The organism is Sulfitobacter sp. 1A12157 (assembly GCF_043557345.1).
Lineage (GTDB): Bacteria > Pseudomonadota > Alphaproteobacteria > Rhodobacterales > Rhodobacteraceae > Sulfitobacter.
Window position 1 is genome coordinate 156,396 of the sequence record NZ_JBIFFV010000007.1, and the last position, 15,193, is coordinate 171,588.

At 65.0% G+C, this 15,193-nt stretch carries 13 protein-coding genes and 1 riboswitch; of the genes, 6 read left to right on the forward strand and 7 right to left on the reverse strand.

Translation table 11 applies throughout. From position 1 onward, the window contains the following. Positions 1-126: 126 nt before the first annotated feature. Positions 127-765 carry a TetR family transcriptional regulator C-terminal domain-containing protein gene (locus ACGYLC_RS13305; RefSeq protein ID WP_394423305.1) on the forward strand — a complete coding sequence of 213 codons (639 nt, stop codon included), beginning with the start codon at positions 127-129 and terminating at the stop codon, positions 763-765. Positions 766-864: 99 nt separating this feature from the next. Next, positions 865-1,077: a hypothetical protein gene (locus ACGYLC_RS13310; RefSeq protein ID WP_394399625.1), complete on the forward strand. Its 213-nt coding sequence runs from the start codon at positions 865-867 to the stop codon at positions 1,075-1,077. 25 nt (positions 1,078-1,102) lie between these two features. On the opposite strand, the gene preA is transcribed toward ACGYLC_RS13310, so the two are convergent. After that, entirely contained in the window at positions 1,103-2,416 is a 1,314-nt protein-coding gene (gene preA / locus ACGYLC_RS13315; RefSeq protein ID WP_394423306.1) for an NAD-dependent dihydropyrimidine dehydrogenase subunit PreA, read from the reverse strand. A gap of 25 nt (positions 2,417-2,441) precedes the next feature. After that, positions 2,442-3,773: an NAD(P)-dependent oxidoreductase gene (locus tag ACGYLC_RS13320; protein ID WP_394423307.1), complete on the reverse strand. Its 1,332-nt coding sequence runs from the start codon at positions 3,771-3,773 to the stop codon at positions 2,442-2,444. 331 nt (positions 3,774-4,104) lie between these two features. Here ACGYLC_RS13320 and ACGYLC_RS13325 point away from each other — a divergent pair, with 331 nt between their 5' ends. Then, positions 4,105-4,311 (forward strand): cold-shock protein, encoded by a 207-nt coding sequence (locus ACGYLC_RS13325; RefSeq protein WP_067265254.1) that lies wholly within the window; start codon positions 4,105-4,107, stop codon positions 4,309-4,311. Between the two features lie 49 nt (positions 4,312-4,360). Here the strand turns inward: ACGYLC_RS13325 and ACGYLC_RS13330 are convergent, their stop codons facing one another. Next, positions 4,361-5,017, reverse strand: a complete 657-nt coding sequence (locus ACGYLC_RS13330) for an arylesterase (protein ID WP_394423308.1) — start codon at positions 5,015-5,017, stop codon at positions 4,361-4,363. Positions 5,018-5,067: 50 nt separating this feature from the next. On the opposite strand from ACGYLC_RS13330, the gene ACGYLC_RS13335 reads away from it, so the two are divergent. Both ACGYLC_RS13335 and ACGYLC_RS13340 read left to right on the forward strand, forming a co-directional pair. Next, positions 5,068-5,736: an ABC transporter ATP-binding protein gene (locus tag ACGYLC_RS13335; protein WP_067265258.1), complete on the forward strand. Its 669-nt coding sequence runs from the start codon at positions 5,068-5,070 to the stop codon at positions 5,734-5,736. Next, positions 5,733-8,264 carry an ABC transporter permease gene (locus tag ACGYLC_RS13340; protein WP_394423309.1) on the forward strand — a complete coding sequence of 844 codons (2,532 nt, stop codon included), beginning with the start codon at positions 5,733-5,735 and terminating at the stop codon, positions 8,262-8,264. Before ACGYLC_RS13335 ends, ACGYLC_RS13340 begins: the two co-directional genes overlap by 4 nt. Positions 8,265-8,297: 33 nt before the next feature. On the opposite strand, the gene gcvP is transcribed toward ACGYLC_RS13340, so the two are convergent. The 3 genes from gcvP to gcvT all read right to left on the reverse strand — a co-directional run bounded on the left by gcvP (position 8,298) and on the right by gcvT (position 12,766). Next, the gene (gene gcvP / locus ACGYLC_RS13345) at positions 8,298-11,144 is read right to left on the reverse strand and encodes an aminomethyl-transferring glycine dehydrogenase (protein WP_394423310.1); all 2,847 of its coding nucleotides are present in this window, start codon (positions 11,142-11,144) and stop codon (positions 8,298-8,300) included. A 107-nt stretch (positions 11,145-11,251) separates the two neighbouring features. Continuing rightward, entirely contained in the window at positions 11,252-11,611 is a 360-nt protein-coding gene (gene gcvH / locus ACGYLC_RS13350; protein WP_394399640.1) for a glycine cleavage system protein GcvH, read from the reverse strand. A gap of 21 nt (positions 11,612-11,632) precedes the next feature. Then, positions 11,633-12,766: a glycine cleavage system aminomethyltransferase GcvT gene (gene gcvT, locus ACGYLC_RS13355; protein WP_394423311.1), complete on the reverse strand. Its 1,134-nt coding sequence runs from the start codon at positions 12,764-12,766 to the stop codon at positions 11,633-11,635. 149 nt (positions 12,767-12,915) lie between these two features. After that, positions 12,916-13,002, reverse strand: a riboswitch (glycine riboswitch). Between the two features lie 101 nt (positions 13,003-13,103). On the opposite strand from gcvT, the gene ACGYLC_RS13360 reads away from it, so the two are divergent. After that, positions 13,104-13,694: a gamma-glutamylcyclotransferase family protein gene (locus ACGYLC_RS13360; RefSeq protein ID WP_394423312.1), complete on the forward strand. Its 591-nt coding sequence runs from the start codon at positions 13,104-13,106 to the stop codon at positions 13,692-13,694. A gap of 108 nt (positions 13,695-13,802) precedes the next feature. Here the strand turns inward: ACGYLC_RS13360 and gltX are convergent, their stop codons facing one another. Then, positions 13,803-15,140, reverse strand: coding sequence for a glutamate--tRNA ligase (gene gltX / locus ACGYLC_RS13365; protein ID WP_394399645.1), 1,338 nt, complete (start codon positions 15,138-15,140; stop codon positions 13,803-13,805). Positions 15,141-15,193 lie beyond the last annotated feature (53 nt).

Below are 15,193 nucleotides of genomic sequence, written 5' to 3' on the forward strand. Positions count from 1 at the left end.
TGTTGTTTTTTTACCATTTGGTAAATCCACGATTGCGATTAGGTTAGGCTCTGTCAAGAACTGGTTTGAAACAACCCGCCGCCGATCCGGCAAACGCCTTTTTTAGCAGCACCAAGGATCATTGCCTTGCCCGAAAGCTCCGCCAAGAAACCCAGCCGCATCCAACGACGCAACCGCCGGGTGATTCTGGATGCCGCGCTCGAAGTCTTTTCCAAACACGGCTACCGGGGTGCCACGCTGGACCAAATCGCCGCCGAGGCTGGGCTGAGCAAACCGAATATTCTCTATTACTTCAATGGCAAAGAAGACATTCACGTCACTTTGCTGTCGCAGCTGATGGAAACATGGCTCGACCCGTTGGTGGAACTGGACCCCGAAGGCGACCCCCGGCGCGAGATTTTGGACTATGTCGAACGCAAGCTGACCATGTCGCGCGAACTCCCACGCGAAAGCCGTCTTTTCGCCAATGAAATCCTGCAAGGCGCGCCCCGGATCGAGCCGGAGTTGCACAGCCATCTCAAACCCCTGTTCGACGAGAAATGCGCCGTGATCGCGGGCTGGGTAGCGGCGGGCAAACTGCCCGCGCTGGACCCGCAACATCTGATTTTTTCCATCTGGGCGACGACCCAGCATTACGCGGATTTCGAGGCGCAGGCGCAAATCCTGCTCGGCCCCGAGACCGATCCCCGCCCCCGCGCGCAGGCCCATCTTCAGGCGATGTTCGGCGCGCTATTGGATCAGCCCGCGCCAGCGCCAAACGGTTAACCATAACGGCCAGCTCCACCCTGCGTTTAAGTCCCCGTTAACACATGCCCCCCAGTCTGACGGCGGGTGTGGGCTCCTTCCAAGGGAAAAGGGGCAGTGATGAATGTAGGTAATTTGAACGGCGCAGGCGCTGCGCGGGATGCGGAGGGGGCAGATCCGGCAGCGTCCGATGAACCGGCAGGCGCGCCGCCCGTCACCCGCGAAGAGATGGCCCGGGATGCGGCCATGGCACTGATCGCGGCACGGCGGGAGGTGGCAGAGATACCGCCCCCCGCGGCCGATACCGCCGCCCCGTCGCGCAGAAAGCCCTGAACGCGGGGCGCGGGCGGGTCTTGCCTTACTCTGCCGGTTCAACCGCGTGAACGGAGGGGTTGTTGGGGTGCGTGGTCCAATTGGCATAGTCCGGCGTCACCGTCTCGCCGGTGCGCAGGTCGGTGGTCCCCGCCGCCAGTTCCTCCATCGAGATGCAGTCTTCGACCGGGCAAACATTGACGCAGAGATTGCAGGCGACGCATTCCTCTTCGATCACGGTAAAGGTGCGATCCTCCGACATGGCGATGGCCTGGTGGCTGGTGTCCTCGCAAGCGGCAAAGCAACGACCGCAGGAGATGCATAGGTCTTGGTCGATCTTCGCCTTGGCGACGTAGTTCAGGTTCAACTGGTTCCAGTCGGTGACATTCGGCACCGCGCGGCCCACCAGTTGGTCGACCGAGGTCAGCCCCTTTTCGTCCATATATTCCGACAGGCCCGAGATCATCTCCTGCACCACCTTGAAGCCATAGGTCATCGCCGCCGTGCAGACCTGCACATTGCCCGCGCCAAGGGCGAGGAACTCCGCCGCGTCGCGCCAAGTGGTGACGCCGCCGATGCCGCTGATCGGCAGACCGTGGGTCTCGGGGTTGCGGGCGATCTCGGCCACCATGTTGAGCGCGATGGGTTTGACCGCCGGGCCGCAATAGCCGCCGTGGGTGCCCTTGCCGTCGATCGTGGGCTCGGGCGCGAAAAGGTCCAGATCGACCGAGGTGATGGAGTTGATCGTGTTGATCAGGCTCACCGCATCCGCGCCACCGCGCTTGGCGGCCTCGGCGGGGTAGAGCACATTGGTGATGTTCGGCGTCAGCTTCACGATCACCGGCATGCGGGTGTACATCTTGCACCAGCGGGTGACCATCTCGATGTATTCCGGCACCTGCCCCACGGCGGAGCCCATGCCACGCTCGGCCATACCATGCGGACAGCCGAAGTTCAGCTCGATCCCATCGGCGCCAGTCTCCTCTACATGCGGCAGGATGGCTTTCCAGGCCTCCTCCTCGCAGGGCACCATGATCGAGGCGATGAGCGCGCGGTCGGGATAGTCGCGTTTCACCGCCTTCATCTCGCGCAGGTTCACCTCAAGCGGGCGGTCGGTGATCAGCTCGATGTTGTTGAGCCCCAGAAGCCGCCGGTCCGCGCCCCAGATCGCGCCGTAGCGCGGGCCGTTGACATTGACCACCGGCGGCCCTTCGGAGCCGAGGGTCTTCCAGACCACCCCGCCCCAGCCCGCCTCATAGGCGCGGCGCACGTTGTATTCCTTGTCCGTCGGCGGCGCGGAGGCCAGCCAGAACGGGTTGGGGGATTTGATCCCGATGAAGTCGCTTCTCAGATCAGCCATGTTATGTCTCCCTCTCGGCGCGGCCTCAGCCCGCCGCCCCCATCAATGTGGTGTGAATGTCCATCGCCGCGTCGCGGCCCTCGGCCACCGCGGTCACCGTCAGGTCATCGCCGCCGCTGGCGCAATCGCCCCCGGCCCAGACCCCGGCGAGGCTGGTGCGCCCGGTGCCATCGACCTTGATCTTGCGCCCGTCGAGTTCGGGCAGCCCCTCGCCCAACAGCGTCTGACCGATGGCCTTGAACACCTGATCCGCTTGCAGGCGCAGGGTCTGGCCGGTGCCCTTCATCGCCTCATCGACATATTCAAACTCGATCTCGCGCACCGACCCGTTGCCATGCACGGCAATCGGCACCGCATGGGTTACGATCCGCACCCCTTTGGAGGCGGCGAGGTCTTGCTCGAACACACTCGCATTCATCCGGTCGCGCCCCCGGCGGTAGACCAGCGTGACATTGAGCGCGCCCAGCAGTTTGGCCTGCACCGCCGCGTCCACCGCCGTCATCCCGCCACCGATCACCACCACATCACGGCCAATCGGCACGCCGGAGATATCACTGGCCTGCCGCAGTTCGGCGATGAAATCGACCGCATTGGCAACCCCGGCCTTATCCTCCCCCTCGGCCCCGAGGGCATTGACGCCGACCAACCCCATGCCAAGGAAAACCGCATCGTAATCGGCCTTCAGTTCTTCGAGAGTGACATCACGCCCCACGGCAACCTCATGGCGGAAGGTGATCCCGCCGATCTGCATCAGCCAATCCACCTCGGCCTGCGCGAAGCCGTTCGGGGTCTTGTATGCCGCGATGCCATATTCGTTCAGCCCGCCGGGCTTGGGCCGCGCGTCGATGATCTCGACCTCATGGCCCAGCATCGCCAGACGGTGCGCGCAAGACAAACCCGCCGGCCCCGCACCCACCACCGCGATGCGCTTGCCCGTGGCCGCCGCGCGCTTGAACGGATGCACGCCCTGCGCCATCAGATGATCCGTCGCATAGCGCTGCAACTGGCCGATCAACACCGGCTTGCCCTCAGCCACTTCGCGCACGCAGACCTCTTCGCAGAGCGTCTCTGTCGGGCAGACCCGGGCGCACATGCCGCCGAGGATGTTCTGGCTCAGGATCGTCTTGGCCGCCGCATCGGGCGTGCCGGTGGCGATCTGCCGGATGAACAGCGGAATGTCGATGTCGGTCGGGCAGGCTGTCATGCAGGGCGCGTCGTGGCAAAAGTAACAGCGGTCCGCCGCGACCAGCGCCTCATGTTCGTCCAAGGGCGGATGAAGATCCGAAAACCCCTCGGCATAGCTCTGCGGTTCTAACCGCCCCGGAACGATCCCCGGCTCAAACACATCTCGTGCCATATCAAAATCCCTGTCGTTTTCTTGGTGTTTTGAAAACGCTCTCACGGAATCATTTTTTTATCAACTGGTAAATTTTTGAAAAACGCGCCTTCTGCAAGTTCCCGAGATGCCTGCCAGTTTTGTAACAGGCAGGTTATATTTCATGGGCGCTTCCTTGCTTGTGCCCCCTCGCCCCGTAAAAATCCTTGATTTTAAAAATAGAGATTCCAATATCACAACTGCGACGCGAAGACTTTTCGACCCGGCTGCCCTAAGGCTCCAGCGATCACGAATTCGACCGAGCCGCGCTGCCGCATGTTGCGGGCAGATCAGAGAGAGGGAGACACGGGGCATGGCTACTGGCACCGTAAAATGGTTCAACACGACAAAAGGCTACGGCTTCATCGCACCGGATGCGGGCGGCAAAGACATCTTTGTCCATATTTCCGCAGTAGAGCGCGCAGGGCTGACCGGGCTGGCGGACAACCAAAAGGTCAGCTTTGACGTCGAAGCCGGCCGCGATGGCCGCGAAAGCGCGAGCAACATCGCGCTGGCCTGAACGGGCCACATCATGATGATCGAAACGGACGCTGCGGCGTCCGTTTTTGTTAGCGGCGCGCGGCGGCGCGGGTGGCAAGCTCCACCACCACAGGGCCAATGTCTTCCACGATCAGCGCCACGCCTTCGGCATTAGGGTGGATGCCGTCGCCTTGGAAATAGCGCTGCACCGTCTCGCTCCGCGCGCTGGCGGCATTCTTTTCCTCGGCCAGCAGGCCGGTAAAGAAGTCCGGGTAGAACAGCGCCCCGTAAGCCTCGGCCAGATCGGGGTAGAGCCCTTCGAACTCCGCCTTATAGCCCGCCCCGTAGTTGCCCGGCGCGCTCATGCCGACCAAGAGCACCTCCACCTCCGCCTTTTCCGCAGCGGCAAGGATGCCGTCGATGTTGCCGCGCGCCTGCGCCGGGTCCAGCCCGCGCAGCATGTCGTTGCCCCCCAGCGTCACGATCATCGCGTCCACCTCAGGCGTCAGGGTCCAGTCGACCCGCGCCAGCCCGCCAGCGGTGGTGTCGCCCGACACGCCCGCGTTGAGGATCTTGGCCTCGACCCCCTCGGCATACAGCCAGTGTTGCAATTGCGGCACGAACCCCTCCTCGGCGGGCAGCCCGTAGCCTTGGGTCAGGCTGTCGCCGAGGGCTGCGATCACCACCTCCTCGGCCTGCGCCGCGCTGCCTAAAATAAAGGCAAAACAGATCAATACCTTGCGCATCCTTCGCGGACCTCCATATCCATCACGTACCCCAAGCCAAAGGCGACCCGATGAGCGACCCTGTCTATGACCTTCAAGATGTCACGCTGAGCCTCAAGGGCAATGCCGGCCCCGTCGATATTCTGCGCGGCATTTCGTTGCAGGTCCAGCAAGGGGAGAGCATCGCGCTGACCGGCGCTTCCGGGTCGGGGAAATCATCGCTTCTGATGGTCATGGGCGGGCTGGAGCGCGCCACCGGCGGCAAGGTCACCGCCCTCGGCCATGACCTGAGCGCGCTGCGGGAAGACGGGTTGGCCCGGTTCCGGCAGGGGCGCATGGGGATCGTCTTTCAGTCTTTCCACCTCATCCCCACCATGACCGCGCTTGAGAATGTCGCCACCCCGCTGGAGCTTTCCGGCGCCGATGACGCCTTTGACCGCGCCCGGGCCGAGCTTGAGGCCGTGGGACTGGGCCACCGGATCAACCAATATCCCGCGCAGATGTCGGGGGGCGAGCAACAGCGCGTGGCGCTCGCGCGCGCCGCAGCACCCCGCCCCGCGATCCTTTTGGCGGATGAGCCGACGGGCAGCCTCGACAGCCGCAACGGGGCCGCGATCATGGACCTGTTGTTTGAACTGCGCGACCGCCATGGCGCGACGCTGGTGCTGGTCACCCATGCCGATGATCTGGCGCAGCGCTGCGACCGGGTGGTGGAACTTCGCGACGGGCGTCTCGCATGAGCCTGCGCCTTGCCGCCCGTTTCGCCCCTCGGGAAATGCGCGGCGGGTTGCGCGGCTTTCGCCTGCTGCTGGCCTGTCTGGCGCTCGGCGTGGCCGCACTGGCCGCTGTCGGGACCGTCCGCGCGGCGATCGAAGCCGGGCTGGAGGCCGAGGGCGCGGCCCTTCTCGGCGGCGATGCCGAGCTTGATTTCACCTATCGTTTCGCCACCGAGGAGGAGCAGGCATGGATGGCGGAGCGCGCGACGCGGGTCTCCGAGATCGTCGAATTTCGGTCCATGGCCGTGGTCGGCGCGGGCGAGAGCTCGGACCGCGCGTTGACGCAGGTGAAGGCTGTGGATGACCTCTACCCGCTGATCGGTGAGATGGTCTTGGACCCCGCCCTGCCGTTGGAAGATGCCCTTTCGCCCTCCGCCACCACGCTGCCCGGCGCGGTGATGGAGCGGGCGCTGGCGGATCGGCTGGCCCTCTCCCCCGGGGACACTTTCGCGCTAGGCGAGGCCGAATTCACCCTGACCGCGCTGATCACACGCGAACCGGATTCCGCCGCCAGCGGCTTTTCCCTTGGGCCCCGCACGCTGGTGAAACGCGTGGCACTCGAAGGCGCCGGCCTGCTTGCCCCCGGCACGCTTTTCAACAGCAAATACCGTCTCGAATTGCCCCAAGGCACCGCCCTCGCCCCGCTCGAAGCCGAGGCCAAGGCGCGTTTTGCCGATGCCGGAATGCGCTGGACCGACGCGCGCAACGGCGCGCCGGGCGTGGCGCTTTTTGTCGAACGTCTGGGCGCCTTTCTGGTGCTCGTGGGCCTCTCGGGGCTGACCGTGGGCGGCGTCGGTGTGGCGGCGGCGGTGCGCGCCTACCTGCAGCGCAAGACCGCCGTGATCGCCACCTTCCGCGCCTTGGGCGCGCGGCGGGCGACGATCTTCCAGACCTATTTCATCCAAGTCGGCATTCTGGCCATGGCCGGGGTCGCCCTTGGCCTGCTGATCGGGGCGGGGCTGCCCTTGCTACTCGCGCCGCTGATCAAGGCAAGCCTGCCCCTGCCCGCGCGTTTCACCCTCTACCCCGCCCCGCTGATCGAGACTGCGCTCTACGGGCTGCTGACCGCCGCCCTTTTCACCCTCTGGCCGCTAGCACGCAGCGGCGATGTCCGCGCCGCGACGCTGTTTCGCGACGACTGGCAACGGCAATCGCCTTGGCCCGCCGCGCCCTACCTCATGGCGATGGCGCTACTGCTGGCCGCCCTGTTGGCGCTGGCGGGCTGGTTCAACGGGTCCTGGGCGCTCACACTCTGGACGCTGGGTGGGCTGGCCGCGACGCTCGCCCTGCTGGCATGCGCCGCGGCGCTCTTGCGTCTGCTGGCCCGTGCTGCGGCCCGCCGGGCGCGGGGCCATCCGCGCCTGCGGTGGGCGCTGGCGGCCATCGGCGGCCCCGGCGAAGGGGCGACGGCGGTGGTGTTGGCGCTTGGCCTCGGCCTGTCGGTGCTGGCCGCCGTGGGCCAGATCGACGGCAACCTGCGCCGGGCGATCTCGGGCAACTTGCCCGACGTGGCGCCCTCCTACTTTTTCGTCGATATCCAGAAAGACCAGATGCCCGGCTATACCGCGCGGCTTGAGGGCGATCCGGCCGTGTCGCGTATCGAAAGCGCCCCGATGCTGCGCGGTGTGATCACCCAGATCAACGGACGCCCCGCGCGTGAGGTTGCGGGCGATCACTGGGTCGTGCGCGGCGACCGGGGGGTGACCTATGCGGCCCTGCCCGGCGAAGACACGCGGATCACGGCGGGGGAGTGGTGGGCGCAGGATTACAGCGGCGATCCGCAGATCAGCTTTGCCGCCGAAGAGGCCGAGGAGATTGGGCTGGAACTGGGCGACACGCTCAGCGTCAATATCCTTGGCCGCGACATCACCGGCACGATCACCAGCTTTCGCGAGGTCGATTTCTCGACCGCCGGGATCGGCTTTGTGCTGACGATGAACCCCGCCGCCCTTGCCGGCGCGCCGCATAGTTTCATCTCGACCGTCTATGCCGAACCCGAGGCCGAAGCGGCCATTCTGCGCGATCTGGCCAGCGAATACCCGAATATCACCGCCATCCGCGTGCGCGATGCGATCGACCGGGTCGCGGCGGTGCTGGCCGGGCTCGCCTCCGCCATCTCCTTTGGCGCCTTGGCCACGCTGGCGACGGGGTTCATGGTGCTGATCGGCGCTGCGGCCGCAGGCACCGGGGCGCGCAGCTATGAGTCGGCGCTGCTGAAAACCATGGGCGCCTCGCGCCGCGCCATCGCCACCAGCTTTGTGCTGCGCGCCGCGCTGCTCGGCCTCTTTGCCGGGGCGGTGGCGCTGCTGGCGGGGATCACCGGCGGCTGGGCCGTGAGCCATTTCGTCATGGAGACCGATTTCGCCGTGGTCTGGCCCAACGCGCTGATGATCATCGCGGGCGGCGTCTTGGCCACGGTGCTAGCGGGTCTGGGCTTTGCGCTGAAGGCGCTGAACGCACGTCCCGCAGATATGCTAAGGGCGCAGGAGTGATCCCGCGCCCTCGGCCTTTCTGAAACTTTCGCCTTACTCCGCCGCTTCGGCGTAATCCTCCAGCGGCGGGCAGGTGCAGATCAGGTTGCGGTCGCCGTGCACGTTGTCGACGCGGTTGACCGGCGGCCAGTATTTGTCGACGCGGAAGGCGCCCGGCGGGAAACAGCCCTGTTCGCGGCTGTAGGGCCGGTCGCCCCATTCCACCACCAGATCCTCCACCGTGTGCGGCGCGTTCTTAAGGGGGTTGTTTGCGCGGTCCATACGGCCCTCTTCGATCTCGCGGATCTCTTCGCGGATCGCCAGCATCGCGTCGCAGAAACGGTCCAACTCGGCCTTGGTCTCGGACTCGGTCGGCTCCACCATCAGCGTGCCCGCCACCGGCCAGGACATGGTCGGCGCGTGGAAGCCGCAGTCGACCAGACGTTTGGCGACATCCTCATTGGTGATCCCCGCCGTCTCCTCATAGGGACGCACGTCGATGATGCATTCATGCGCCACCCGACCCGACGGGCCCTTGTAGAGCACGTCGTAGGCGCCTTCGAGCCGCTTGGCGATGTAGTTGGCATTGAGGATCGCGGCACGGGTCGCCTGCGTCAGACCCTCGCCGCCCATCATCAGGCAGTAGGACCATGAGATCGGCAGCAGCGAGGGCGAACCGTAGGGTGCCGCGGAGACGGCAGCGCCTTCCTCGTTCGGATGGCCCGGCAGATGCGGGATCAGGTGCGACTTGACGCCGATCGGGCCCATGCCGGGGCCGCCGCCGCCATGCGGGATGCAGAAGGTCTTGTGCAGGTTCAGGTGGCTCACGTCGCCGCCCAGATCGCCGGGGCGCGAGAGCCCCACCATGGCGTTCATGTTGGCCCCGTCGATATAGACCTGCCCGCCATGGTCATGGGTGATCTTGGTGACCTCGTGCACGGTTTCTTCGAACACGCCGTGGGTCGAGGGATAGGTAATCATGCAACCGGCGAGGTTCTCGCTGTGCTGCTCGGCCTTGGCGCGGAAATCGTCGAGGTCGATGTCGCCGTTGGAGGCTGTCTTGATCACCACGACTTTCCAGCCGACCATCTGGGCCGAGGCCGGGTTGGTGCCATGGGCGCTCATCGGAATGAGGCAGATATTGCGGTGCCCCTCACCCTTCGAACGGTGGTAGGCGGCGATGGTTAGCAGGCCCGCATATTCCCCCTGCGCGCCCGAGTTCGGCTGCATGGAGATCGCGTCATAGCCGGTGATCTCGCACAGCTTCTCCGACAGATCGTCGATCATCTCGCGGTAGCCAAGCGCCTGATCGGCGGGCACGAAGGGGTGGATGAGCGAGAACTCGCGCCATGTCACCGGCATCATCTCGGCCGCGGAGTTCAGCTTCATGGTGCAGGAGCCTAAGGGGATCATCGCCCGGTCGAGCGCAAGGTCGCGGTCCGCAAGACGGCGCATGTAGCGCATCATCTCGGTCTCGGCCCGGTTCATGTGGAAGATCGGATGCGTAAGGTAATCGCTGGTGCGCACCAGCCCTTCGGGCAGGCGGTATTCAGGCGTGAAATCGTCATCCGCCTGACGGATGCCGAAGGCGCGCCAGACCGCCTCGATCGTGTCGGGGCGGGTGCGTTCGTCCAGCGTGATGCCGACCTTGGTGGTGCCGACGCGGCGCAGGTTGATGCCCTCGTCCACGGCGGATTTCATCACAGCGGCCTGCAACGGGCCGACCTCGACGGTGATCGTGTCGAAATAGGCGTCGGGCTGAACGTCGAAGCCCGCGGCCTGCAGTCCCTTGGCCAGACGCACGGTCTTGCGGTGGATGCGCTGCGCGATGGCCTTGAGCCCTTCCGGCCCGTGGAACACGGCGTACATCGAGGCCATGACCGCCAGCAGCGCCTGCGCGGTGCAGACGTTCGACGTGGCCTTCTCACGCCGGATGTGCTGCTCGCGGGTCTGCAGCGACAGGCGGTAGGCGCGGTTGCCGTGCGCGTCGATGGAGACACCCACAATCCGCCCGGGCATGGACCGCTTCATCGAGTCCTTGCAGGCCATATAGGCGGCATGCGGGCCGCCGTAGCCCTCGGGCACGCCGAACCGCTGCGTGCTGCCGACGGCGATGTCGGCACCCATGGCGCCCGGCTCTTTCAGCAGGGTCAGCGACAGCGGGTCTGCGGTAACGATGCCGACGGCCTTGGCCTCATGCAGGGCCGCCATGTGATCGGTGAAATCGCGCACGTGGCCGTAGGTGCCGGGATACTGGAAGATCGCACCGAAGACCTTCTCGGCCTCCATCTCCTCGGGTTCACCGACGATGACCTCGATGCCCAGAGGCTCGGCGCGGGTCTTCATCACGGCGATGTTCTGCGGGTGGCAGTTGGCGTCGATGAAGAAGCCCTTGGCCTTCGATTTCGCGCTGCGCAGCGCCATGGTCATCGCCTCGGCGCAGGCCGTGGCCTCGTCCAGAAGCGAGGCGTTGGCGATCTCCAACCCGGTGAGGTCGCTCACCATGGTCTGGAAGTTCAACAGCGCCTCCAGCCGGCCCTGCGAAATTTCGGGCTGATAGGGGGTATAGGCGGTGTACCACGCCGGGTTCTCGAGGATGTTGCGCTGGATCGCCGGGGGCGTGACGGTGCCGTGATAGCCCTGCCCGATCAGGCTGGTGAGCACCTTGTTCTTACCCGCGACGCGGCGCATGTGCTCTAGCACCTCACGCTCGCTCATCGCCTTGCCGAAATCAAGCGGCTCTTTGGCGCGGATCGCCTTCGGCAACGTGTCGTCGATCAGCGCATCAAGGCTCTCGGCACCCACGGTGTCGAGCATCTGAGACATCTCGGAAGGGGACGGGCCAATGTGACGCCGGTTGGCGAAATCATAGGGCAGATAATCGGTGGGCTTGAAGCTCATGTCGGGTTCCTCGTCACGGCGCGGCAGGGCGCCCCCTGTTTGTGGCGCGCCGCCCATGGGGCGACGCAGGTGATCAGCATCGCCGGTCCCCCGGCGCGCGCGGCGGTTTAGCCGATGAATTTCTGATAGGCGGCTTCGTCCATGAAATCGTCCATCTGGCTGGCGTCGGAGACCTTCATCTTGAAGAACCACGCCTCGCCCTGCGGGTCGTCGTTGACCATGCTGGGGTTGTCGGTCAGCGCAGAGTTCACTTCCGTGATCTCACCGTCGATGGGCGCAAGGATATCCGACGCCGCCTTGACGGATTCGATCACTACGACCTCGTCGTCCTTGCTGACGGTGGTGCCTTCCTCGGGCAGTTCCACGAATACGACATCGCCCAGCTGCTCGGCGGCATGGTTGGTGATGCCCACGACCACTTCGTCACCCTCGACGCGCAGCCATTCATGCTCTTCGGTAAATTTCATAATGGAGTTCCCTGTGTAGATTCAGCGTTTGAAGTTCGCCGCGACGAACGGCATTTTCGTGACAGTCAGTGGCAAGCGCTTGCCGCGCACCTCGCCCCAAAGCGCGGTGTCGACCTTCGCATGCTCGGCGCTGACATAGCCCATGGCGACGGGGCCGCCAACCGTGGGGCCAAAGCCGCCGGAGGTCACGCGGCCAATCTCGTTGCCGCCCTCGGCGGCATCATAAATCGCCACACCCTCGCGCATCGGGGCGCGGCCCTCGGGCAGAAGCCCCACGCGCTTGCGCGGCGCGCCGTCGGCCAGTTGTTGCAGCACCACGCCCGCGCCGGGAAAACCGCCCGCGCGGGCGCCATCTTCGCGCCGCACCTTCTGGATCGCCCAGTTCAGCGCCGCCTCGACCGGCGTGGTGGTGGTGTCGATATCGTGGCCATAAAGGCAAAGCCCGCCTTCCAGCCGCAGACTGTCGCGCGCGCCAAGGCCGATCGGTTCGACCTCCTCCATCGCCAAAAGCTTCTGCACCAGAGCCACCGCATCACCATTGGCGACGGAAATCTCGTAGCCATCCTCCCCGGTGTAGCCCGAGCGCGACAGGGTGACGGTGATCCCGTCAAGGTCCACGTCCCGCGCCACATCCATAAATTTCATATCCGCCACCGAGGGCTGCAGCCGCGCCAGCGCCGGCTCGGCCTGCGGCCCCTGCAAGGCCAGCAAGGCGCGGTCGTCCAGCACCTCGATTTCGCAAACGTCCGACAGGGCCTCCCGCATCAGGGCAATATCATCATCCTTGCACCCGGCGTTCACCACGACAAACAGATGATCGCCCAGATTGGCCAGCATCAGGTCATCCAGAATACCGCCATTGGGATCGGTGAACATGGCATAGCGCTGGCGCATCTCACCAAGGCCCAGCACATCGACCGGCACGAGCCGCTCCATCGCCAGAGCCGCATCCTCATAGCTGCCCGATTTCGCCCGGACGACAACCTGCCCCATGTGGCCCACATCGAACAACCCGGCGGCGGCGCGGGTGTGCAGATGCTCCTTCATCACGCCAAGAGGGTATTGCACGGGCATGGAATAGCCCGCGAAGGGCACCATCTTGGCCCCCAGTTCCACATGCAAATCATGCAATGCCGTCTGCTTGAGATCGCTCATCCGGTTCGCCTTTCCTGTCGCTTCCGGATGACCTTTTGACCATGCCGGCACCTTAGCGCCGCTGCTGCAGCACATGATGCCCCCTCTGTCCTTCCGCCTGAGATCGTTATCCCTTCGGCGTGCGCATCCGCGCCTCTCTCCAGAGTCTTGGTCACATCACGGTCCTGGGGCCTGAGAGTTTCCGGGGCGGTTGCTCCTTCGGCATCGGCGTTAACCGATTCTCCCGTGACGATTGGGCCTTTCGTATGCTGGGGCATACCTCTGCGTCAAGCATGGTTGTGAGCGGATGCGACACATGTTTTCTTACCGGCAACACGACAGATGGAAAGCACCCCGCATGACACCCTATTTCTTTGGCTACGGCAGCCTTGTGAACCGCAACACCCATAGCTACCCCGACGCCCGCCCGGCGCAGCTCGACGGATGGCGCCGCCAATGGGTCCGCACCGAGGGGCGCGATATCGTCTACCTTTCCGTGGTGCAGCATCCCGAGACCCGGATCGACGGGCTGATCGCCGCCGTCCCGGGCGCGGATTGGGCCGCGCTGGACAAACGCGAATACAGCTACGAACGCCGCGCCTCAGGCGGCGCGGTGGTGCATGACCTGACCCCCGCCCCCGACATCGCCCATTACGCGATCCCCGCCGACATCGCGGTGAACCACGGCGATCACGTTATCCTGCTCAGCTATCTCGACGTGGTGGTCCAAGGCTTCCTGCGCGAATTCGGCACCGAGGGCGCGGCACGCTTTTTCGACACGACCGACGGCTGGGACACGCCCATCCTCGACGACCGCGCAGCCCCGCTCTACCCGCGCCACCAAACGCTGACGAAGGCGGAAACCGCCGTGGTCGACCACCACATGGATCGCCTGTCTGTGCAGATCAAAGAACGCGCCGAAACAACCTTCGCCGCAAGGAACTTCTAAAGGGCGAAAACACGCCCCCCCAAACTTCCTTCATCCTTTCTCAAATACCCTCGGGGGTCCGGGGGCAGCGCCCCCGAAAGGGTGCCTCATGCCCCTTAGGCCCGCCAATCAGCCGCGCGCCTTCACCACCTGCAACAGCGGCATCACCTGCGCCATCTCCGGCCCATGTTCCTGCCCCGTCAGCGCCAGACGCAAAGGCCGAAACAGCCCGCGCCCCTTGCGGCCCGTGGCTTCCTTGACCGCTGCGGTCCAGCTGGACCAAGTGGTCTCATCGAAAGGCATATCGGGCAGCAGCAACATGGCCTGCGCCACGAATTCGCGGTCTTCCTCGGCGATCACCGGCTCCGCCCCGTCGCGGAACATGGCCCACCAGGGGCCAAGATCCTTCAAGGTCGAGATATTTTCGCGGGTCACGGCCCAGAACTGCGCCGCCTTGTCTTCCGGCACGCCAAGCGCCGTGATGTCGTCTTTTACGGCCTCCAGCGGCAATTGCTGCAAGTAGCGCCCCGTCAGCGGGAAGAGATCAGCCACGTCGAATTTCGTCGGGGCCGAGCCGAAGCGGTTGATGTCGAAGCCGTCGATCAACGCGGCCATCTCCGTGCGCAGCTCCACCGGATCGGAAGAGCCGAGCCGCGCCATCAGGCTCAGCAGCGCGAAGGGCTGGACCCCCTGCTCGCGCAGGTCGCGCAGCGCCAATGTGCCCAAACGCTTGCTCAGCGCCTCGCCCTGCGGGCCGGTCAGCAGCGAGTGATGCGCGAAGGAGGGCACCGCTGCATTGCCAAGCGCCTGCATGATCTGAATTTGCGTGGCGGTGTTGGTCACATGGTCCGAGCCGCGCACCACATGGGTCACGCCCATCTCGGTGTCGTCGACGACGCTTGCCAACGTGTAAAGGATCTGCCCGTCGCCGCGGATGAGCACCGGATCACTGACCGAGGCCGCGTCGATGGAAATATCGCCAAGGATACCATCGTCCCATTCAATGCGCTCGTGATCGAGCTTGAACCGCCAGACCCCGTCGCCACGTTCGGCGCGCAGGGCCGCCTTCTCATCGTCCGACAGGTTCAGCGCGGCGCGGTCATAGACCGGTGGCTTGCCCATGTTGAGCTGTTTCTTGCGTTTGAGGTCCAGCTCTGTCGGCGTCTCGAAAGCCTCGTAGAAACGGCCCTTGGCGCGCAGATCATCGGCGGCGGCGTGGTAGCGGTCCAGCCGCTCGGACTGACGCTCGACCCGGTCCCACTCAAGACCCAGCCATTCGAGGTCTTGCTTGATGCCGTCGACATATTCTTCCTTGCTGCGCTCGGGATCGGTGTCGTCGATGCGCAGGATGAAAGTGCCGCCCGCCTTGCGCGCGATGAGGTAGTTCATCAGCGCGGTGCGCAGGTTGCCCACGTGGATATAGCCAGTGGGGGACGGGGCGAAACGGGTGACTGTGGGGTTGGACATCTGGCGTACTCCTGTTGCGCGCGGGCTTGCCACAGGGCGCGGGCGTTGTCCAG

Coding starts and splice junctions, on each gene's coding strand:
- ACGYLC_RS13310 (WP_394399625.1), top strand. CDS start 865: ATGAATGTAGGTAATTTGAACGGCGCAGGCGCTGCGCGGGATGCGGAG.
- preA (WP_394423306.1), bottom strand. CDS start 2,416: ATGGCTGATCTGAGAAGCGACTTCATCGGGATCAAATCCCCCAACCCG.
- ACGYLC_RS13320 (WP_394423307.1), bottom strand. CDS start 3,773: ATGGCACGAGATGTGTTTGAGCCGGGGATCGTTCCGGGGCGGTTAGAA.
- ACGYLC_RS13325 (WP_067265254.1), top strand. CDS start 4,105: ATGGCTACTGGCACCGTAAAATGGTTCAACACGACAAAAGGCTACGGC.
- ACGYLC_RS13330 (WP_394423308.1), bottom strand. CDS start 5,017: ATGCGCAAGGTATTGATCTGTTTTGCCTTTATTTTAGGCAGCGCGGCG.
- ACGYLC_RS13335 (WP_067265258.1), top strand. CDS start 5,068: ATGAGCGACCCTGTCTATGACCTTCAAGATGTCACGCTGAGCCTCAAG.
- ACGYLC_RS13340 (WP_394423309.1), top strand. CDS start 5,733: ATGAGCCTGCGCCTTGCCGCCCGTTTCGCCCCTCGGGAAATGCGCGGC.
- gcvP (WP_394423310.1), bottom strand. CDS start 11,144: ATGAGCTTCAAGCCCACCGATTATCTGCCCTATGATTTCGCCAACCGG.
- gcvH (WP_394399640.1), bottom strand. CDS start 11,611: ATGAAATTTACCGAAGAGCATGAATGGCTGCGCGTCGAGGGTGACGAA.
- gcvT (WP_394423311.1), bottom strand. CDS start 12,766: ATGAGCGATCTCAAGCAGACGGCATTGCATGATTTGCATGTGGAACTG.
- ACGYLC_RS13360 (WP_394423312.1), top strand. CDS start 13,104: ATGACACCCTATTTCTTTGGCTACGGCAGCCTTGTGAACCGCAACACC.
- gltX (WP_394399645.1), bottom strand. CDS start 15,140: ATGTCCAACCCCACAGTCACCCGTTTCGCCCCGTCCCCCACTGGCTAT.